Genomic DNA, 20,821 nt, shown 5'->3' on the forward strand with positions numbered 1-20,821 from the left:
TACGAGTAGTTGCGTGTTTGTTTTACTTATTTTTCCTGAATGAAGAAGATAAAGCGTTATGATCCTGATACTACCCCAGCAATAATCTGTGAAAATATAAAGCGCCTCAGACTTGCCAATGACTGGACACAAGCTGAGTTATCAGATAAAAGTGATATTAGTGAGTCCTATATTACCAAAATAGAGCGGAAGATTAAGAACCTTCAGTCATCTACTGTAGCTGCTTTTGCGGAAGCTTTTGACGTTCCGGTGGATGTATTGTATACAAAATATCATCCCAAAAACGAGGAACAATCACCATCCAATTAATTTTCTATACAGGAGATAAAGTACGACACTGGCTGACTTCCTTGTTGTTCATTCACGCGTTTCAGTTCTCCTTCAACGTAAATGCTATCATTATAGCCTTCCTTAGGCATATAGGCCGGATTTATCCGTAAGTTAACAGTCACCAGGGTAACTGCATCCTGTTGGATGGCGGTTAACTCCTCCACTAATTTTTTCACCAGCTTCGGAATAATCTCGTGTTTTTTCATTGACAATAGTTTTAACAAATTGTAGAGCTTCTTATACTAAAAAAATTAGTATTTTTGTATAGTAGCTTATATCCCGAGTATAAAATTGTTAATCTATTTTTAGGTTAGATATCCTCATTATCATTCTGTAATACATGTTATTACATGTATAGTAGATTAAAACTAGTATTGTAGTACTGGTATTATCATAATTGCAGGTGGTAATTTCCGTGCAGATGGAGAAAAACGAACATATAAAAAAGTCCTTCGGTGCCAACTTGAAACGAATCAGGAAAGAGAAGGAAATGACGCAGGTTGCTGTTGCCTTTGAGGCGGAACTTGAGCCAAGTTATATGACGCGCCTGGAAAATGGCAAGGCAGACCCTTCCCTGAGCACCATTATGGCGCTGGCCGGTGCCCTGGAAGTTGACCCATGTGAATTAATTACTTTTTAAGTTTTACCTGCTGATTATTTTTCGTAACAGATTACTGCATACCGCATCGGATGCTCCATTTCCATAGTATTTATTTTTTTTCGGTTACCATCTATCATCATTGTTTTAATGTGCCCTTTTAATGGTAAAAGGGCGGTGTCAACAGTTAATCCAATCGTCATTTCGCTTACCATATCTGCATCTATCTTAATTAAATTCTCAACAAAGCGTTCTACTACATCCAAAACCTGCTCATTTTGTTCCATGGGGGGATGAAATTTTAAGTGAATATAAGCCATTTAAATATATCATACAACTGTACTAGTTCAATGGTGCTTATTTTTCGATAAAATCATACTCATCATGATAATATGGTGATCATTCTGAGAATATGATTTTTTGAATAAAAACGTGGAAAGTCAATAGCAGCAAAGGGGAAGGATGTTATCCCCTTTGCTGAAAAAAAAATTTACTCAAATTCTGGAAAATTTTGCCGGAGCCGGAGTGTAGATACCAGAAAATAGACGCTAGCCAGGATCATCAGGAATATTCCTCCGAGTCCCAACTTAAAAAAGGTCTTGATATCTATCAGGGAATTGGCGCTCGCAATAAACGAGCAAACGGCAATAATTACACCGAGGGTTGCGACAATGATTGCTAACTTTTTCATTCTCAATATGGTTAGGATAGTAAAAAATGATATAACTATTCTGTTATATCTATAGGTTTTTCGATGTATGAAATTACGGTTTATCCGCCTAATTTTCTAGTGCCTCCCCAATATTTTATTCTTCAACTGCTTTTATACCAGTTTGTGTGAAGATGATCTTATGTTGTTTATATAAACTACCGGTTGTCATCTTAAAGGTTTTCTTACTCATGCCAAAAAACGCCTGGATCTCTTCAGGAGTGGACTTATCGTGGTAAGGCAGGTAGCCGTTATTTTCCCGGAGCAAACGCAGGATTTTCTCACCTTCGTCCTCTACACGCTTATATCCTGGCTGTCCCAGTGCTACGTCGATCTTATCGCCTTTTACACTTTTGATAAACCCTTTCAGCTTGTCGCCAATATCCACGGTACGGAAAATATCGCTGAAATGCAGGATACCGGTATGTTTATTATTGATAATCACCACAAAACCGATTTCTGTACGGCGATAGATGATGATATCAATCGGGTCTTTTTCTTTGAGTTCGATGTTTTCGTTGCTGAGGGTCGACTCAATACGCTCGGTGGCGGCTACACGGCCGGTCATCTCATCCAGGTAAATCCTTACCAGGTATTCCTGGCCGGCTACCATTTTACTGAGCTGCTGGCTGGTAGGCACGAATATATCTTTCATCAGTCCCCAGTTGAGGAACGCGCCCTGGTGAGTAGTGCTCACTGCCTTGAGGTTAACGATATCACCAACTACGCCGAAAGGTTTCTGGGTAGTGGCGATCAGCCTGTTTTCGGAATCATGGTAGATAAATACCTTCAGCTCATCACCTACTTTGGTACCTGCAGGCACAAAGCGTGTAGGCAACAGGATCTCCTGGTCTATCGCTTCCATGTATACACCAAAATCAGCCTTTTTCTTAACACGCAGCAAATTGAATTCACCTACTCTTATCATAATATTTGTTAGTTAGCGGGTGCAAGTTACTTATAGATTACCGGATTGCGAGAATCATATTCTACTTACTTTTGTAACAATCAGATAAAAATCTGGTTTAGATACCTGAAAATTCCAACAAATACCAACCAAACCATTCTTATGACGATTTTATCATTTACCCTAATCCTGCTGATAGGGGCATTCCTCGCGGGGATGCTGGGGTCACTCACCGGCCTGGGAGGCGGTGTTGTCATCATTCCTTTGCTAACCCTCGTTTTTCACACTGATATCCGTTATGCTATCGGAACTGCACTGATCGCGGCCATCGCTACTTCTTCGGGCTCTGCATCTGCCTATGTTAAAGAAGGTATTACCAATATCCGGCTGGGGATGTTCCTGGAAATTGCCACTACTACCGGAGCGGTAATAGGCGCGCTCATAGCCGTATTTATGCCTACGAGTATCGTGGCCATTATATTCGGCCTGGTGCTGATATTTTCAGCAGTAATGTCCTTTAAACCTAAAAAGGAGTTCGTAACGGATAAGGATACAAGCGAGCTGGCCAGGAAACTGCGCCTCAACGGTTCCTATCCCACCCCGACAGGTCCCGTGCCCTACACGGTGCACCGGGTGGCCGGCGGCTATTTTATGATGATGTTTGCCGGTGTGATGTCCGGATTGCTCGGCATCGGTAGCGGCGCTTTAAAGGTGCTGGCCATGGATAACATCATGCGCATCCCATTTAAGGTATCTACCACTACCAGCAACTTTATGATCGGGGTAACAGCCGCAGCCAGCGCAGTGGTTTACCTCCAACGCGGCTATATCTCCCCGGGCCTTTGCCTGCCGGTGGTAATAGGTGTGCTGGCAGGAGCCTTCGGTGGCTCTAAATTACTGGTACGCGCCAATGTGAAGAAACTTCGTTTAGTCTTTAGCGTAGTGATCTCCCTGCTCGCCATCCAGATGATTTACAATGGTTTCACCGGAAAACTCTGATCGCATGAAACACTTATTTTCAAAACATTACTGGGCAGACAAGGATATTCAGCTGCTGATCGGAAAACAACTTCGCTTAGGTGTGATTATGTCGAGCACGCTGGTGCTGATCGGGGGACTCATCTATCTATACCGTCATGGTGCTGAAATGCCTTCCTACAGAGAGTTTACAGGTGTCCGTGCCGGACTGGACAGCTTCTCCGGAATTATACACGGTGTTCGTGGCATTCATGGCATGGAAATTATTCAGCTGGGCGTTGTATGCCTGATCGCTACACCTATTCTTCGTGTAGCCTTATCCGTATTTGCATTTTTATTGGAGAAAGATTACCTGTATGTCATCCTTACATTAATTGTTTTAGGCGTGATACTCTTCAGTATGCTGGGAGATCTGGCCGGATAATCATCTTTATAAAATAACAGCAGCCTGCAATGGTGAAACACTTCACTGTTGCAGGCTGCCGCTTTTAATGGATAACTGTTACAACCAGCCGTCATTCTGACCATAGGCAGGCCCGGTGGTCACTGCATTGATCTGATCCAACGGAATAGGCCGCAGCAAATGCTTGGGGCTCTGGAAATTCGCCCTGCAATCCGGGGTATGTTTCTTAATCCTGGCTTCCAGCTGGCCGGTACGCGCAAGATCGAGCCAGCGCATATTTTCACCCGCAAGTTCCCTGGAACGCTCATCCAGTATGAAATCGAGGTTGAGGTCTGCCGCGGTTACATCCATGGCAGACTTATTACCATTCGGATAAGCGGCCCTTTCCCTGATAGCGTTTACATACGGTAATGCATCGGCAGCGCGTCCATCCATCAACAGTGCTTCGGCGGCAATCAGGTAAGTTTCTGCCAATCTGTACGCAATCACAGGCCTGATAGATGGCGCATTCATATCTGAACGTTTGGTATCCACAAATTTAGTCATCGCCGGTCCCATACGTGGGTTGTATTGCGCGGATGGAATCAGCGTATAAGGCGCAGCGGCTATCTGTGCAGCGGTACGCGGCCCCTGTGGCAGATAAATAGCGGTATCACCTACTTTGAATTTCGGGCCACCAGCTACAGCCCCTGCCGGCGCTCCTGCAGGTAATGGTGTAGGCCACTTGGGAATACTGCTGGCATTATTGCAGAACCATACCGTCTGAAAGGTTTTACCAAAGCGGGAATCATTGACACGCTCCTTGAAAATGGTGTCTATCAGCCATAAGGTAGGAATCGTTCTGATATAAGGCCTGCCATCCGCAATATCACGTTGCATGCCATCTACCTTTTCATATTGCGGTACAAATAAATGCACCAGCATATTATCAGGCGTGCGGTTATCCTGGTTGGGCGAACCGTTGTATGCCAGGCTGGTAGTGTGTTGTACGGCCCATAACACTTCAGCGCTGTTTTCATTGCCTTCTGCAAATACACTTCCGAAATCTGGCAACAGTGCCAATCCGTTGCCGGATGCGTTATTGATGATTGCCTGCGCATTCGTATAGGCGTCGCGGTAGTCGGTGCCCTGCTTTGCCTTACTACCGGCGCGTGTGAGGTAGACCTTTGCCAGCAGATGTTGTGCGGCTGCGCCGGAGGCACGGCCAGCATCTACACCCTTGGTACGTGGCCCTGCCGGTAAATCTACCATGGCATCTTTTAAATCCTGAATGATAACATTGTATACATCCGCCATAGGATCGCGTTTTGCAGCGGTAGACGGATCTGCATTGAAGGTGGTATTTAATGTTACATCTCCCCAAAGCTGCACCAATACGAAATAATAATTCGCGCGGAGGAACTTCGCTTCTGCTACCATTCTTTTCTTCACATCATCTTTAATAGTGGTTACATCTTTTGCATACTGAATCACAGCATTGCACGTGTTGATATAGGTGTAACAGTTATTCCACAGCGAAGTGCCTTTACCATCAGTGGATTGATAGGATGGTGCCAGCAGGAACATGTCTTTGTTGCCATCATTGCCACGCATGAATTCATCTGTAGCAGGCGTAGTCATGGAAAAATAATCTTCACAACCCCAGATCGTGCGCGTGCCTGCGTAAGAGGCATCTAATGCGGCATTCAATCCCTGTGCGGATTTATAGAAATCTGGTGTTAAGGTTGCATGTGGTTTTTCTTCCAGCATTTTTTTGCATCCGCTGAAAGTAAGACCCATAGCCAGTATACTGATGCAGAATATTTTATTCTTCATAAAAATCTCATTAAAAATTATAAAGTAAGATTCACCCCAAAAATCATAGACCAGGTACCAGGGGTATCTGCGTTGATATTACCTGCTGATTCAGGATCCACGCCATGATATTTATTCCTGTATTGTGAGAAGAGAATCAGCGGGTCCTGTGCAGTAGCGTATATACGCAGTGATTTCGCCTTCAGGCGCTGCACATAGGATTGTGGTATGTTGTAACCCAGGCTCAGACTACGTACTTTCAGGAAAGAGCCGTTTATATAGCCCAGTGTTGAGTTGTATTGTGTTTGTGTAGATGAATTATTAGGTTTTGGATAATAATTTTCTCCGCTGCCAGGTGTCCAGTAGTGCACGTTCAGGTTATTGTAATTTCCCTGGAAGGTGTTGGCATAGCCGCCACCATAGAGTTTGCTGTTCAGTAATCCGCCTACTCTTGCAAAAACTACTATGGTAAAATCAATCCCTTTGTAGCTGAAACGGTTGGTCATACCGCCTTCCCACTTGGGTTGCGCACTACCGATAATTGTTTTGTCTGCGGCGCTGAAAGTGCTGTCACCATTCACATCTGCAATACGAATATTACCAATTACGGAAGTAGGGCCTGTTACGTTTTGTTTGTAAGCCAGTGCTGTAGCGGAATCTATTTTATTATCCTGCCAGATGCCTATACGTTTGTAATCGTAGTATACGCCGATAGGTTGCCCTACAAACCAGCCATTGGCAAGGTCTTGCTGGATGCCATTATAGAGTTGTGTGATTTTTCCGCGGTTTAGGTACCAGTTTAGATCTGTTGTCCAGTTGAAACCGTTTGCTGTCTTGGATTGTACGTTAACAGTAGCAATATGTACTTCCACACCTCTGTTTTCTGTTTTACCTACATTTACGAGCACATTTCCCGGGATACCGCTGGTGCCAGGGAGTTTCTGGGGTAATAACAGGTTGCTGGTCTGTTGAATGTAGGCATCTACACTACCGGTAATTCTATTGTTAAACAACCCAAAATCCAGACCGGCATTGGAGGTGGCGGTATTCTCCCATTGCAGTTTCATATTGGGAGCGGTGTTGAGATAAGCACCAGTAACGTTGGTGCTGCCATAGTTATAGTTGATGGCGGTCAGTGAGCCTTTTGTCTGGTACGGATCGATGGCGGTATTGCCGGTACGGCCGTAACTCAGTCGCAGCTTGAGGTTGGAGAATGTTTGTGAATTCTTCGCCCATGGTTCCTGGATGATATTCCAGCTGACAGCGGCAGAAGGAAATCCTTTGAACTGGTTGCCAGGCGCGAGCCTGGAGCTACCGTCGGAACGCATGGTTAATGTCACCAGGTAGCGATCGTCGTAGCTATAGAACAACCTGCCCATATACGAAATGATGTCCCATTTAGGGTCTGTGCCGCTGCCGGAAAGGTTGGAACCGTATTGGGCATTGGCATATTCGAGGTTATCGTATAAAAGATTGCTGTTAGTGTATTTGGTGTTGCGGGCGTTAGATTCCTGCACACTATATAATCCTGTCAGGTTGAAACGATGTTTGCGGATGGTTTTATCGTAGTACAACAGGTTTTCTATGGTGAAGCTGGTGCTTTGTCCGTAGTTGGTTTCACTGGTGTTTAGTCCGCCGAGATTGTTAGATGTTTTGCTACCATAGAAATTGCCATAGTTATCGTTTTTAATTTCCGCTCCTGCGTTGAGCCTGTATTTCAGACCAGGGAAAATATTAACGTCCAGATAAGCGGTGGTAAAGGTTCCTGTTCTTTTTCTTCTTTCCACTACAGCGCCCGGGATGAAGTTGGCCAGCGGGTTCCAGATTTGTGCGGCACTACCGGCAACGAAATCATTGAGGATGTTACCGCTGCTGTCGAAGGCCGGCGCCATCGGACTTGCACGCAATACCTGTCCCATCGGGTTGGCATTTTCGCCGATAGTAGTAGAGAAGTTATTGAGGGAACTTAAACCTACTTTGAAGATCTTGTTTATCTGGTGGTCTACGCTGATTCTTGCAGAAAATCTTTCGAATGATTGACCAGGATAAACACCGGTTTCTTTATAATATCCTCCGGAGATGCTGAACTGCGTTTTGTCGTTACCACCTGAAACACCGATCTGGTGGTTGGTTTGCAGGCCGGTACGGTATACGAGATCCTGCCAGTCGGTGTTGCGACCGTTTGCCAGTCCTTCTCTTTCTATGGCATCAAATCCGTCGAGCATAATTTTAGGATCGTCCGGGCTGCTGTATTTCACGTTATCTGCATTATACAGTGCCCATTTTTTGAGTCCTGCATATTGCTGGGAGTTCATCAGGTCGTATTTACCGGAAGGTTTAACAAAGCCGGCATAGCCGCCATAGGTAATGGTGGTGCCGCCTGCGCTGCCGTGTTTGGTGGTAACGATGATGACACCGTTAGCGCCGCGGGAGCCATAGATCGCTGTGGCGGAGGCATCTTTCAAAACCTGTATGGAGCTTACATCGTCGGGATTGATATCGTTGATATCACCATTGAAAGGAATTCCATCCACTACAAACAGCGGCGCGTTGGTAGCCCTGATAGATCGGCTGCCACGCACGAGTATGGTAGGTTTGGCGCCAGGTTTGCTGTTGCCGCCACTCTTCTGAATGTCGATGCCGGCGCCTTGTCCTTTCAGCGCCTGGCTGAGGTTTGCGGCGGGCACGTCTCTCAATGCCTGTGCATTAATGGAGGTGATGGAACCGGTAAGGTCTGACCTTTTCTGTGTACCATAACCGACCACCACTACTTCATTCAATTCACCTTTGTTGGCATTGAGTTGAATGTTGAGATGTGGCATATCAGTGGTACCGATTTCTATTTCTTTGGTTAGAAATCCGGTGTAGGTAATTCGTAGAAAGGAATGAGCCGGTACGCTGAGAGAGAAAGTGCCATCTACGCTGGTGGCGGCACCTTTTGACGTACCGCGTATTACTACGTTGGCGCCGGGAAGCGGTTCACCGTTTTGCGAAGTAATACGGCCATGTACATTAACGGTTTGTTGTGCATATAACGTAGACGGATATACGCAAATTAATAAGAGTAAAAAATACCAGTATTTTTTTAAGCCAGGTGGAATGCATCTCATGTAGGAGTGAATTGAATTCATAACGTTTGTTTTTTGTGGATAATAATTGGTTGATGTATCTGCCTGTAACCGGTTTGCCAGGTTCAGGCAATAAGCTGTCAGGCCGCGGATTTACGCGGCCCTGGGTAAAGTGGTAATATGGTTATACTATTGCTTTGTTACAGCGTTTTCAGGTACACTGCTGTCGGTTGTCACGGTCAGATTTTTAGGAACAACAATGCCTCCGCTGCTGGCGCCACCCAGCTGCAAAAATGTTTTCGGGTTTTTTGGGAGGGTGATGTTTTTCATCTGCACTTTATTCGCATCTGAAATAATTGCTACAGGTCCATTTCCCCCGCTGGCAGGGAATTTCCACTTGCTGAAATTAATGTTGGCCAGATCATATCCAATGATAGCCGGCCTTTCGTCTGTTTTATCTGAAGTAAAAGTGATGTTGTTAAATCTGAAGTTGCTTACATGGCGAATGTATAGGCCATAAGCAGGAATGATCTTCCCGAACATTTTTATCTCCGGATAATCTGCGGGCTTCTCTTCCAATACCACAGCAGCATCAGCTGCAGTGCCTGTTCCCGGAATGTTGATATGAATATTTTCCAGGCTGACATTTTCAATAAGATGACCAGGTATACCAGATATCAGCATACCCGTCCAGGTGCCGTGTTTAACGTTTACGTTTTTGATGCTGATATTGGTAATGCTGCCTGGTGGCTGTTTTGCATCTCCGTCGCGGAACGTTTTCAGTCTGGCGCCAAGTCTCATGATGACAGGCATATTCACACTATCCATTTCCACATCGCTGATGGCGATATTGTTGATATGTGATCCATCTACCGAAAATATTTTAATACCACCTTCTCTGGCGAAGGCGACATTAATATTTTTCACGGTAATATCTTCGAAGTTGCCGGCAGATTCCGTACCGAACTTAATGGCACCTTCGCCGGTGTTGATGCGGATATTGCTCACCGATACCTTTCTACATGGGTAAGGACTGGTGGTCTTAAAACAGATGGCATCATCACCACTGTTAATATCACAATCACGGATTACTACCTGTTCGCAGCAGTCAATGTCAATGCCGTCATTATTTCCCAGGCCGCGACTGTATATTGTCAGGTTGCTTGCCTGAATATTTTTACAATGGAAGAAGTGCAATGTCCAGGCGGTGGGAGCAGTAAGTCTTACGCCGGTAATATTGACGGTATCGCAGCGTACAAATCTTACCAGGAAAGGGCGGCGTTGGTGACCGCCGGAGGCGTATACCAGTTTCCCTTGCCCGTCGATGGTGCCTTTGCCGGTGATGCCGGTATGTTGAATATCTACTGCGCCGATCAGCGCGTAGCCCATTTGCTGGCCAAGTCCATCCTTGAAGCCATCAATTACCTGGTAGTCTTTAATATCTGTGCTTCCCAGCAGGGTGGCATTTTCATCCAGTTGAAGGGTGACATTGCTTTTTAGCAGTATGGTACCTGTGAGGAACTTTCCTGCGGGCACTTGTACGATGCCGCCGCCAAGAGCGGTACAGCTGTCTATCGCATGTTGGATAGCGATGGTATTCAGCGTATGTCCGTCGCCGTTAGCACCGGTAGCTGTGATATTGATGAGGATGGGTTTTACGGGAGAAGCCTGCGCAGGAGATAATGCTGTGCAAATCAGTAACAGGGCAGACAAGCAGGTTTTCAACATACTGTGGAATTTAAAAAAAATGGGCAACGAGCAATTAAGCCGTTACCCATTTTGTACTTATAGAGTAGTGGATTCTACTTTGATAACAGAAGCGATGTTATCTGGTGCGGTAGCCGGAAGGTTTACCACCAGTGCATCTCCTTCTGTGGAGGTGGTCAGTTTGGTTCCGTTTGCGAGGAGGGAAGCCTTGCTGACTTTGTTTTTCAATCCTGGTACTACCAGTTTACCATTTGCCGGCCAGTTGAAAACGGAGAGGTAATAGGTTGTTTTCTTACCTTCTGTTTTCTGAGTACAACGGCCCCAGTCGAGTGGTGCGAGGCTGCTTCCGGAAGTGCCGTAGATGGCTTCGCCGTTAACTTTCATCCATTTACCTATTCCTGCCAGTGATTCGATGGTAGGTTCCGGGAAGGTACCTTCAGCGGTAGGGCCTACGTTGAGCAGGTAGTTACCGTTTTTGGAAGCGATATCGATCAGGTTACGCACCAGTGTTTCGGTAGTTTTCCATTTGTGGTCCCAGCTTTTGAAGCCCCAGGTACCGTTCATGGTCATGCATGTTTCCCAGTCGCGGCCATCGAGTTCTTCTTTGGTAGGAATTTTCTGCTCAGGCGTTTTATAGTCTCCCGGGAAGTTCGGGCGTTTCAGTCTGTCGTTGGTGATGATATTAGGTTGAATTTTGAGTACGTCCTGTAATTTCTGGGCGTATTCATCAGTCATGTTGGTTGGCGTATCCCACCAGAGTACCGCTACATCGCCGTAGTTGGTGAGCAGTTCTTTTACCTGCGGTACGGCTACTTTGTCGATGTATTCAGACATGGTAGCAGTAGTTTGTGCCGGGTCCCAGTGGCCGGTGTTGGCCTGGGTATATGCATCGATGCGGGAGGAGTCCGGGTTAGGCCATCCTTCTGCAGCTACTTTACGGGCTGCGGCGCCGCCAGGGTTATTCCAGTCCTGTGCCTGAGAGTAATAGAAGCCCAGTTTGATACCATATTTCTTGCAGGCTGCTGCGAGTGGTTTCAGTACATCTTTACCATATGGAGTGGCATCTACGATGTTGAATTTGCTGGCATCGGATTTAAACATGGCGAATCCGTCGTGGTGTTTGGCGGTGATGACGATATATTTCATACCGGCATCTTTGGCCATTTTCACCCATGCATCCGCATCATATTGAATAGGGTTGAATTGTTTGGCGTACTGTTGATATTCTGCCACCGGAATTTTCGCGCGGTTCATGATCCATTCGCCGCCGCGTTGTACCTGTTGGCCTTTGTACATGCCTGCGGGAACGGCATAGTCGCCCCAGTGGATAAACATACCGAATCTGGCATCTCTCCACCATTTCATATGCTGGTCGTGAGCGGCTTGTGTGGTAACGGAGGCTGCTGCTTTCATGGGAGCCTGTGCGTAGAGGCCTGAATAAACAGATAGCATGGCTGCCAGGCAGCAGGTTAGTTTCTTCATAATGGAATTCTTTTAAGTTCTCTGCAATCGTTTGCATTCTTCTGGAAAAAAATAAGCGGCTGAGCGCTTAGTCAAAAGGAATTACTGGTACTTCAAACGATTGCAGGAATAAAAATCCATATAATTTTAGAATTAAGCTGACTTGATTTTGCTTTAAGCAGATGTTTTTTTCACCCGGGCATAAAAAAAGCTATCACCGGTGAAGATGATAGCTTTTTTATATTACGCTGCGTGGCTGCTGTTAGGCAGTTTCCATTTGTTTCAATTCCAGTACGTTAGTCGTCCATTTACGGAGTTTCTTAGTCAGCTCAGGATTATTGAGCAGTGATTGTCCGTAGGAAGGGATCATTTTTTTCAGTTTAGTCTGCCATTCTTCTGTTTCCAGTTCTTCCTTGAAGCAGCGTTTAAGGAGGTTGAGCATGATAGATACGGCGGTAGAAGCACCTGGAGAAGCACCGAGGAGTGCAGCGATAGAGCCATCGGCGGCGCTGACAACTTCGGTACCGAATTCGAGGATACCACCATGTTCAGGATCTTTTTTAATTACCTGAACGCGCTGACCGGCGATTTCCAGTTCCCAGTCTTTCATTTCAGCATCCGGGAAGTATTCGCGGAGTGCTTCGAGTCTGTCTTCCGGTTTCTGGCGTACCTGAGCGATCAGGTATTTGGTCAGCGGGATGTTATCGAGGCCGGCAGACACCATCGGGTGAATGTTGTTAGCTTTGATAGACATCGGGAGGTCGAATATAGAGCCGTTTTTCAGGAATTTAGTAGAGAAGCCGGCGTATGGTCCGAAGAGCAGTGCTTTCTGGCCGTCGATCATACGGGTATCGAGGTGGGGAACCGACATTGGCGGTGCACCTACAGAGGCTTTACCATAAACTTTAGCCTGGTGACGGGCGATAATTTCAGGATTATTGCAACGCAGCCATTGACCGCTTACCGGGAACCCGCCGAAGCCTTTACCTTCAGGGATACCGGATTTTTCCAGCAGTGGAAGGGAACCACCGCCAGCGCCAATGAATACGAATTTAGCTCTGAGTGTATTTTTCTCGCGGGTATCGCGGTTTTTCACTTTAATCTGCCACAGGCCGTCATCTGTTTTTTTCAGATCACGCACATCGTGGTTGAAGTGCATGGATACACCTTCCATCTGAGAAAGATGTTTGAAGAGTTCACGGGTCAGTGCACCGAAGTTCACGTCGGTACCCATTTCCATGTGGGTAGCAGCTACTTTCTGTTGGGCGTCGCGGTTTTGCATCACCAGCGGCATCCATTCGCGCAGTTGCTGATGGTCTTCAGAGTATTCCATACCCTGGAAGAGGTGGCATTGTTGAAGAGATTTGTAACGCTTTCGCAGGTAATCCACATTTTCCTCACCCCATACAAAGCTCATATGAGGAATACTTTGTATAAATTCCTGAGGATGGGAAACGATGTTGTTTTCTACCAGGTAGGCCCAGAATTGACGGGAAACTTCAAACTGCTCTGCAATGTTCACAGCTTTCTTAATTTCTACGGACCCATCCGGCTTCTGTGGAGTATAGTTCAACTCACAGAAAGCGGAGTGACCGGTACCTGCATTGTTCCACGCGTCGGAACTCTCGGCTGCAGCTACATCCAGTCTTTCATAAATGGCGATGGTCAGTTCCGGTTCTAACTCCTTGAGGAGCATTCCCAGGGTGGCGCTCATGATGCCTGCGCCTATTAAAACCACATCCGGACCTGTTTCAGACGTACTCTTGCTTCTAAACATAACCCCTATTTAATTCGAGGTGCAAAGTTACAATACAAACTATTAAGCAGGGTGAATAATCTGTTCGATTAGACCAATATTAACAATCTGATTACAATTCTTTCTGAATAAATTGAAAGTTTAATATCAATCGTACAGAAGCATACGTTATATTAAAAATAATTATATGTGGCAAATTTTTTTCTTTGAAATAAATTTTTATGAACTTATCTAGCTCAAAAACTACCTTTTTCAACACCTTCCTATGAATAAAAAGCAGGTTGTTTTATATTTATGTTAACCCTGTGGCCAAACCTTTAATTCCATTTTCAACCATTATACTTTTATGCCCATGATGAACAGAAGAGACTTCCTCAGTGGCATGTCTGCAGCCGTAATTATCTCTGCCTGCGGAAAATTTGCCCAAGCTGCCACCAGACAGCAAATCGATAGTAAAACCATATTCAGGTTCGCGATCGGGTCCGACTGGCACTATGGAGAACCCAACACCCCTTACGAGCAGTATTTCCAGGACCTGAAACAGGCCTTTACGGCGGTACATCAGCAAACACCCTGCGATTGCTTCATCCTCAACGGCGATGTTATCCACAACGAGCCCACCCTGCTCGAGCCGGCAGTAAAACTCTTTAAAACCATTCACCCTACGGTATTTGCGACCCGTGGTAATCACGACAGGGTAACGGATGCGGCATGGGAACAAAACTGGGGCTTCCCGCTGAACTATGAGAAAAAGGTAAAAGGCCAGGTACTGTTGTTTGGCGATACCTCCAATCTGGCAGGCGATTTCCTGACACCAGACGTAGCCTGGTTCGCGAAAAAACTGGAAGAACATAAAAACGCACAGAACATCTTTATATTTCTGCATATCACGCCCATCAAATGGACGGAGTTTGGTGCATCCTCTCCTGAATTTGCCAGTCTGATCAAAAAATACCCGAACGTAAAAGCCATCTTCAACGGCCATGATCATGACCAGGACAATGTAAAGCTGCTGGAAGAAACCATTCCTTTCCTGTTCGACAGTCATATCGGTGGTAGCTGGGGAACCAAATATCACGGCTTCAGGATAGTGGAACTGAAGGCGGATAATACCATGGTTACCTACATGCTGAATCCGACAGAGCGGTTCAACGAATATACCCGTAAGGCTGTGGCTGCCAAATAATTGTTGTGAATAATTGTGGGGAATTCGTCAAAGTGAGTATCTTGATACGATGGATTAACCTGTTTTCATCAATTGTAACATGACACTCGAAGCTTTAGAGCAATTACACAACTTTAGATACCCTGCACTTTATAAACAGTTACATGCAGATGGTATGCTCAACTGGGGAACATTCGGCCCGGAATGGTACAGCCGTGTATTCCCGCAGCTGCGAGCGCACCCGCCATTACTGCTGTTTGCCAATGACCTGGAAGTAATAGATATTCCTGATGCAGCCACGCTCATGGAAGAAGGCATCCTGTTTGCCGATCCGGTACATCAATTTGTGCCGGTGGCCACCAGCGGCGCCGGCGACTGGTATGCGCTTTATTACAATCTTCAGGATGGTGACGATGTACCGGTAGTATTGGTATGGCATGATTCCAATGAAGCGTGTATCCTTGCCCGTAACCTGCAGGAATTTATTTTTATGCAGATGCTGGAAGCGATTACAGACATGGACACCAATTACCCTGGCCTGATCAGTGCCGGCGATTTTAAAGAGAATTGCCAGCTGTGGCTGAATAGCCATGCGGCATACCTGACCGAACGTCAGCAGCAGGTGGTACAGACGGCTTTCGCCAAAGGAGCGCTCACGAATGCTGAATTACATGAGATCCTGGAACAGGAACTGAGCTTCCAATTAATGGATAGCAGCTTTCCTTACCAGGAAGAAGTGATATAAAATAATACCTTTCTAAACGAAAGCGGGCTGCCGAAGGCAGCCCGCTTTCGTTTAGAATAACGGCCGTCCCGAAGGGACGGCCGTTATCTTTAACTTGCGCAAATACTATTCTTTATAAAAATCAATAATTGAACCCCAATACTGATCAATCCAGCCTTCTGTAATATCATCAAACGCCTCATCAGGAATATTGGTATGACGTAACTCCACATCAGTGCCCTTTTTAGAAGGATGTAAGATGATGGTTACAATGGAAGGATGTTCTTCGCTATCATCACCAAAATACCATTCCTGCACAATCTTCCTGCCTTCCTCAAATTCCAGGTTTTTACCTACAATACTTTCTTCCCATAAAGAAAATTCAGAACCCGGCTCTGTCGACATCTCCGCTTTCTCTCCACTCCATAACTGTATTGTTGCCGGATTGGTTAATGCCGCATACACTTCCTCCGGCGGGGCAGCAACACTAAAGTATTTTTTGAAATCTTTCATATTTTGGATTTGATGGCCCAAAGCTAAGATTTTCCGCTCCCACTACGCTTTTTATCTACCTAAAAAAATAAATTAGGCCAAATGTACTAATTTGAATAAAACCCCCTTATCTTTGTATTGTAAAACGGAATAATTATGAAAGCAATCATCATCGGAGCTGGTATTGGTGGCTTATCTACGGCTATCGCACTGCAGCAGAAAGGAATAGACTACGAAATTTTTGACGCTGTACCGGAAAACAGACCGGTAGGGGCTGGTATCATGCTCGGCGGCAACGCCATGACGGTGTATGAGCGCCTGGGAATTGGCGAAGCCATACGTAGGCAATCCATGTTCCCGGAAAATATTTTCATCCGTAATTACAAAGGAAAAACACTGCAACATGTCAGTAATGTGTATATCCGTCAACGTTATGGTCAGGGTGCGCATATGATACATCGTGCAGCGCTGCACCATGAGCTGATAGTAGCCACCAGACAGCCGGTACAATGGGGTAAGAAGCTGGTGAAAATAGAACAGTCCGCCGACCAGGTGACGGCTTTTTTTGAAGATGGAACGGCTGCCAGCGGTGATATACTGATCGGTGCGGATGGCATCAGGTCTGTGGTCAGAGAACAATATATTACCCACGCCAATTATCGCTATTCCGGCCAAACCTGCTGGCGTGCTATCATTCCGATGACACTCTCTCATGAAGAGCAGATCAATGGCTCCGAAGTATGGGGCGATGGCGATGGTTTACGTGCTTCCTATATGCAGGTAAATCAACAACAGGTATATTTCTGGTTTACAAAGCAAATGCCCGCCAATACGCCGTTTACAGACGCAGAAGCCGTTGCTTTTATGCAACATGAGTTAGCCGGTTTTTCAGGGAATATGCCGGAAGTAGCCGCCGCGTTGAAACCGGAAATGTTGTTGCGTGCCGATCTGTATGATTTCGAACCAATTGATAAATGGTACAACGGCAGAATAGTGGTATTGGGAGATGCGGCCCATGCTACCACACCTAACCTGGGACAGGGAGCCAGTCAGGCTATCGAAGACGCGCTGATGTTATCTAACTGTCTCGCACAAACGAAAAACTATACGGATGCATTCCATAGTTACCAGGAGCAGCGAATAGCGCGTGTACGTAAGGTAGTGGAAGTATCCTGGAAGCTGGCACAGCTCACCAACTGGAAAGGCGCCGTGGCCACTACAATACGTGATATGATGGTACGTATGGTACCGAACCGCATCACACAGCAGCAGATGGAATTCCTGTATAATGTGAAGTGGTAACTGTTGCCGTTTACATAAGCCTGGTTTCAGGTATCGGAGAAGTTTTATAGCTTTAGAAACTTAATCCACGCGCTTATGAGAAACTATTCATTATATACGCTGCTATTGCTGTTGATAACTGCTACCGGTTACGGGCAGACGGGGCAATGGATTCGTATTAACCAGCTCGGTTATCTGCCCGGAGGGGTTAAGGTTGCTGTATTCGGGGCAAAAGGGGCCGCTGTTCCTGCTACCTTTCAGCTGATGGACGCTGTTACGGGCAAAGTAGTTTTTACAGGTAAGTCAGGCAAGGATTTCGGGGCATACGGTCCTTTTTCCAATACAGCCCGCCTGGATTTCAGCGCATGGCATAAGGCAGGCACCTATCGCCTGAAGGCCGCCGGTGCATTATCTCCCAACTTCCAGATCAGTAATGATGTGTATAAAGGTGCAGCTGATTTTTGTCTGCGCTATATGCGCCAGCAACGTAGCTGGTTCAATCCTTTCATGAAGGATTCCTGTCATACCCACGACGGATATACGATGTACGGCCCTATGCCCGACAGCACCCATATAGACGTTGCCGGGGGCTGGCATGATGCTACCGACTATTTACAATATGTGACTACTTCCGCCAATGCGACTTACCACCTGCTGGCCGCATGGCGCGATTTTCCCGGTGTTTTTGGCGATCAGTATGCCTCCAACGGACTGCCTGGCAGTAATAAGCGTGCGGATGTGCTGGATGAAGCCAAATGGGGGCTCGACTGGTTGCTGAAAATGCATCCCGCAGCCGATGTTATGTTTAATCAGATTGCGGACGACAGAGATCATCACGGACTGCGTTTGCCGGGAGAAGATCCTTTTTATGGAAAAGGCTTCGAGCGGCCGGTGTACTTCTGTACAGGCGCACCGCAGGGCCTGGGGAAATATAAAAATAAATCTACCGGTGTAGCCTCTACTGCGGGCAAATATGCCAGCGCCTTTGCGCTGGGGTCTGTGCTGCTGAAGCAGGATACCGCCTATGCTTCGTTGCTGCGTAGCCGTGCATGGAGTGCCTGGCAGATGGGCGTGAAACAACCCGGTGTTTGTCAGACAGCATCTGTAGTCTCTCCCTATATCTATGCAGAAGATAACTGGACAGACGATATGGAGCTGGCAGCAGCGGCCATCAGCAGGCAGATTCCTGGTAAGTCCTTATTGACACAGGGTGTAGCGTATGCCCGCCAGGAAAAGGTAACGCCCTGGCTGGGAAAAGATACCGCCAATCACTACCAATGGTATCCATTCATCAATCTGGGACATTACGAACTGGCGAAGCAGCTACACGGTGCAGCACAGCAGGAGATAGTAGGTTATTACAGAGACGGTATTCAGCGCGTATGGGAAAAAGCGCAGAAAAACGCATTCTACCGTGCCATCCCTTTCATATGGTGTAGTAACAACCTGACCACCAGTTTCGCCATTCAGTGTTACTGGTACCGGCAGCTGAGCCATGATAAAGGCTTTGCGCAACTGGAACAGGCCAATATAGACTGGCTGTTTGGCTGTAACCCCTGGGGTACCAGTATGGTATATGGGTTGCCTGCCGATGGAGATACCCCTACAGACCCGCATTCCGCCTTTACGCACCTCGGAAATTATCCGATAGATGGCGGTTTGGTAGATGGGCCGGTATATACCGCTATTTATAAAAACCTGATAGGTATTAAGTTGTCTAAGCCAGATGCCTATGCGGATTTCCAGAGCGATCTGGCGGTATATCACGATGATTTCGGGGATTACAGCACCAACGAGCCAACCATGGACGGAACGGCTTCTATGGTGTATTTGCTGGCCGCTATGGCGCAGGAAGGCATGCCGGTACAGCAACGTGTACAGGGCGCCGTTATTCGTGGCAATACGCAAAAAAAAAATTTAGCCCTGGTTTTCACCGGTGATGAATTTGCCGATGGAGGCACGGCTATACGTAAAACGTTGAAAGACAAGCAGGTTCCTGGTTCTTTTTTTCTTACAGGGAGATTTTACCGGCAAAATCCTGCATTGATCCGGCAATTACAGGCAGACAGGCATTACCTGGGTTCGCATTCCGATGCGCATTTGCTGTACTGCGACTGGACCAGGCGGGATAGTTTATTGGTTACCAGGACTGCATTCGATAAAGATATTACCGCTGCCTATAAAACGATGGGCAGTTTCGGTATCAGTAAGCAGGAAGCCCCGTATTTTTTGCCACCCTACGAATGGTGGAACGACACCATTGCCAGCTGGGCCGGGAAGCAGGGCTTAAAACTGGTCTGTTTCACGCCAGGCACGCGTTCCAATGCGGATTATACCTATCCGGAGATGAAAAATTATGTTGGCAGCGAAGAAATTTTCCAATCAATACTCACATATGACAACATTCAGCCAACCGGATTGAATGGTTTTCTGTTATTAATACATATAGGTACAGATCCACGTCGTAAAGACAAGTTTTATGACCGGTTACCAGCGCTGATAGATACGTTAAAATCACGTGGCTATACGTTTTCACGGGTTGATGATCTTCTCAAAAACTAAAATCGTGCATAAACCTGCAAATATTTGCAGGTTTATATTTGGATTCATGCTTTTTTTTGCCGAATTTGACAGAACGAATCCTGATCCATGTTAAAAGAAGAACGCCAGGCATATATCCTTCACCAGGTAAACCTGCACAATAAAGTCTTGTCATCACATCTGAGTGAGCAGATTCAGGTATCTGAAGATACCATCAGGCGCGACCTGACGGAGCTTGCGAAAGAGGGAAAGATATTGAAGGTGCATGGTGGGGCATTATCCAATTCCTTTCATCAGGGGATTGCCTCCAGGGACGTATATGCTGCGGAAGAGAAGCGTACTATAGCAATGAAAGCGGTAACGCTCATCCAGGATGGTATGTTTGTGCTTACCACCGGAGGAACCACCATCATAGAATTGGCCAGGATACTACCTTCAGAATTACGTGCAACATTTATTACTGTTAGTTTACCAGCTGCATTTGAGTATGCAAATCATCCGAATATTGAAGTCATTGTAATTGGTGACCGGCTGGCAAAGGATTCTAAAATTACAGTAGGCGGTGAAGCCATTACCAAAATCATGAATATCCGTGCAGACTTGTGTTTCCTGGGAGTGAATGCGATTGATGCCGATGCCGGACTTACAGATAACGACTGGGAAGTAGTGCAGGTAAAAAAGGCCATGATAGCCACGTCGAGAAAGGTCGTTGCCTTATGCATTTCAGAAAAGGTAGATACCACCGATCGTTTGAAAGTTTGTGAAGTGGATGATATCGATATTTTAATAACAGAATTACATCCAAAGGCAAAGAAATTACAACCATACAGCAGGAAGGGAGTCAAAATTTTATAATCCTGTTTCTTGCCGCTATTCGACTAAATCAGTAACCAAGAGCTTTGCCTGT

The 20,821-nt window shown here is 46.2% G+C and carries 19 protein-coding genes; 9 read left to right on the top strand and 10 right to left on the bottom strand.

Annotation, left to right across the window (positions count from 1 at the left end):
• The first annotated feature begins 39 nt into the window (after nt 1-39).
• Nucleotides 40-309, top strand: a complete 270-nt coding sequence (locus F3J22_RS06205) for a helix-turn-helix domain-containing protein (protein WP_167015346.1) — start codon at nt 40-42, stop codon at nt 307-309.
• Here the strand turns inward: F3J22_RS06205 and F3J22_RS06210 are convergent.
• A complete protein-coding gene (locus tag F3J22_RS06210) occupies nt 306-536 on the bottom strand; it encodes a hypothetical protein (RefSeq protein ID WP_167015348.1) in 231 nt (76 codons plus the stop codon). The genes F3J22_RS06205 and F3J22_RS06210 overlap by 4 nt on opposite strands.
• 215 nt (nt 537-751) lie before the next feature.
• Between F3J22_RS06210 and F3J22_RS06215 the strand changes: the two genes are divergently transcribed.
• Nucleotides 752-970: a helix-turn-helix domain-containing protein gene (locus tag F3J22_RS06215; protein ID WP_167015350.1), complete on the top strand. Its 219-nt coding sequence runs from the start codon at nt 752-754 to the stop codon at nt 968-970.
• A 14-nt stretch (nt 971-984) separates the two neighbouring features.
• Here the strand turns inward: F3J22_RS06215 and F3J22_RS06220 are convergent, their stop codons facing one another.
• From F3J22_RS06220 to F3J22_RS06230, 3 genes are all read right to left on the bottom strand, one after another.
• Nucleotides 985-1,215, bottom strand: a complete 231-nt coding sequence (locus F3J22_RS06220) for a hypothetical protein (RefSeq protein ID WP_167015352.1) — start codon at nt 1,213-1,215, stop codon at nt 985-987.
• Nucleotides 1,216-1,418: 203 nt separating this feature from the next.
• Complete coding sequence (locus F3J22_RS06225) at nt 1,419-1,619, bottom strand: hypothetical protein (protein ID WP_167015354.1); 201 nt, start codon at nt 1,617-1,619, stop codon at nt 1,419-1,421.
• A gap of 115 nt (nt 1,620-1,734) precedes the next feature.
• Complete coding sequence (locus tag F3J22_RS06230) at nt 1,735-2,565, bottom strand: S1 RNA-binding domain-containing protein (protein WP_167015356.1); 831 nt, start codon at nt 2,563-2,565, stop codon at nt 1,735-1,737.
• 141 nt (nt 2,566-2,706) lie between these two features.
• Here F3J22_RS06230 and F3J22_RS06235 point away from each other — a divergent pair, with 141 nt between their 5' ends.
• Both F3J22_RS06235 and F3J22_RS06240 read left to right on the top strand, forming a co-directional pair.
• Nucleotides 2,707-3,543, top strand: coding sequence for a sulfite exporter TauE/SafE family protein (locus F3J22_RS06235; protein ID WP_167015358.1), 837 nt, complete (start codon nt 2,707-2,709; stop codon nt 3,541-3,543).
• Nucleotides 3,544-3,547: 4 nt separating this feature from the next.
• Nucleotides 3,548-3,946 carry a DUF1634 domain-containing protein gene (locus F3J22_RS06240; protein ID WP_167015360.1) on the top strand — a complete coding sequence of 133 codons (399 nt, stop codon included), beginning with the start codon at nt 3,548-3,550 and terminating at the stop codon, nt 3,944-3,946.
• A gap of 78 nt (nt 3,947-4,024) precedes the next feature.
• Here F3J22_RS06240 and F3J22_RS06245 read toward each other — a convergent pair whose 3' ends face one another.
• The 5 genes from F3J22_RS06245 to F3J22_RS06265 all read right to left on the bottom strand — a co-directional run bounded on the left by F3J22_RS06245 (nt 4,025) and on the right by F3J22_RS06265 (nt 13,732).
• Nucleotides 4,025-5,740: a RagB/SusD family nutrient uptake outer membrane protein gene (locus F3J22_RS06245; protein WP_167015363.1), complete on the bottom strand. Its 1,716-nt coding sequence runs from the start codon at nt 5,738-5,740 to the stop codon at nt 4,025-4,027.
• A 17-nt stretch (nt 5,741-5,757) separates the two neighbouring features.
• Entirely contained in the window at nt 5,758-8,850 is a 3,093-nt protein-coding gene (locus F3J22_RS06250; protein WP_167015365.1) for a TonB-dependent receptor, read from the bottom strand.
• A 126-nt stretch (nt 8,851-8,976) separates the two neighbouring features.
• Nucleotides 8,977-10,515: a glycoside hydrolase family 28 protein gene (locus tag F3J22_RS06255; RefSeq protein ID WP_167015367.1), complete on the bottom strand. Its 1,539-nt coding sequence runs from the start codon at nt 10,513-10,515 to the stop codon at nt 8,977-8,979.
• A gap of 57 nt (nt 10,516-10,572) precedes the next feature.
• Complete coding sequence (locus tag F3J22_RS06260) at nt 10,573-11,976, bottom strand: alpha-L-fucosidase (protein ID WP_240155009.1); 1,404 nt, start codon at nt 11,974-11,976, stop codon at nt 10,573-10,575.
• 241 nt (nt 11,977-12,217) lie between these two features.
• The gene (locus F3J22_RS06265) at nt 12,218-13,732 is read right to left on the bottom strand and encodes a malate:quinone oxidoreductase (protein WP_167015369.1); all 1,515 of its coding nucleotides are present in this window, start codon (nt 13,730-13,732) and stop codon (nt 12,218-12,220) included.
• Nucleotides 13,733-14,063: 331 nt separating this feature from the next.
• Between F3J22_RS06265 and F3J22_RS06270 the strand changes: the two genes are divergently transcribed.
• Together F3J22_RS06270 and F3J22_RS06275 are read left to right on the top strand one after the other, a co-directional pair.
• Entirely contained in the window at nt 14,064-14,897 is an 834-nt protein-coding gene (locus F3J22_RS06270; RefSeq protein WP_167015371.1) for a metallophosphoesterase, read from the top strand.
• A gap of 79 nt (nt 14,898-14,976) precedes the next feature.
• A complete protein-coding gene (locus F3J22_RS06275; protein ID WP_167015373.1) occupies nt 14,977-15,621 on the top strand; it encodes an SMI1/KNR4 family protein in 645 nt (214 codons plus the stop codon).
• A 105-nt stretch (nt 15,622-15,726) separates the two neighbouring features.
• On the opposite strand, the gene F3J22_RS06280 is transcribed toward F3J22_RS06275, so the two are convergent.
• Entirely contained in the window at nt 15,727-16,113 is a 387-nt protein-coding gene (locus tag F3J22_RS06280) for an SRPBCC domain-containing protein (protein ID WP_167015375.1), read from the bottom strand.
• 135 nt (nt 16,114-16,248) lie between these two features.
• Here F3J22_RS06280 and F3J22_RS06285 point away from each other — a divergent pair, with 135 nt between their 5' ends.
• The 3 genes from F3J22_RS06285 to F3J22_RS06295 all read left to right on the top strand — a co-directional run bounded on the left by F3J22_RS06285 (nt 16,249) and on the right by F3J22_RS06295 (nt 20,769).
• Complete coding sequence (locus F3J22_RS06285; protein ID WP_167015377.1) at nt 16,249-17,394, top strand: FAD-dependent monooxygenase; 1,146 nt, start codon at nt 16,249-16,251, stop codon at nt 17,392-17,394.
• A gap of 75 nt (nt 17,395-17,469) precedes the next feature.
• A complete protein-coding gene (locus F3J22_RS06290; protein ID WP_167015379.1) occupies nt 17,470-19,935 on the top strand; it encodes a glycoside hydrolase family 9 protein in 2,466 nt (821 codons plus the stop codon).
• Between the two features lie 87 nt (nt 19,936-20,022).
• A complete protein-coding gene (locus F3J22_RS06295; RefSeq protein WP_167015381.1) occupies nt 20,023-20,769 on the top strand; it encodes a DeoR/GlpR family DNA-binding transcription regulator in 747 nt (248 codons plus the stop codon).
• Nucleotides 20,770-20,821: the final 52 nt, after the last annotated feature.

The organism is Chitinophaga sp. Cy-1792, from assembly GCF_011752935.1.
Taxonomy (GTDB): Bacteria; Bacteroidota; Bacteroidia; order Chitinophagales; family Chitinophagaceae; genus Chitinophaga.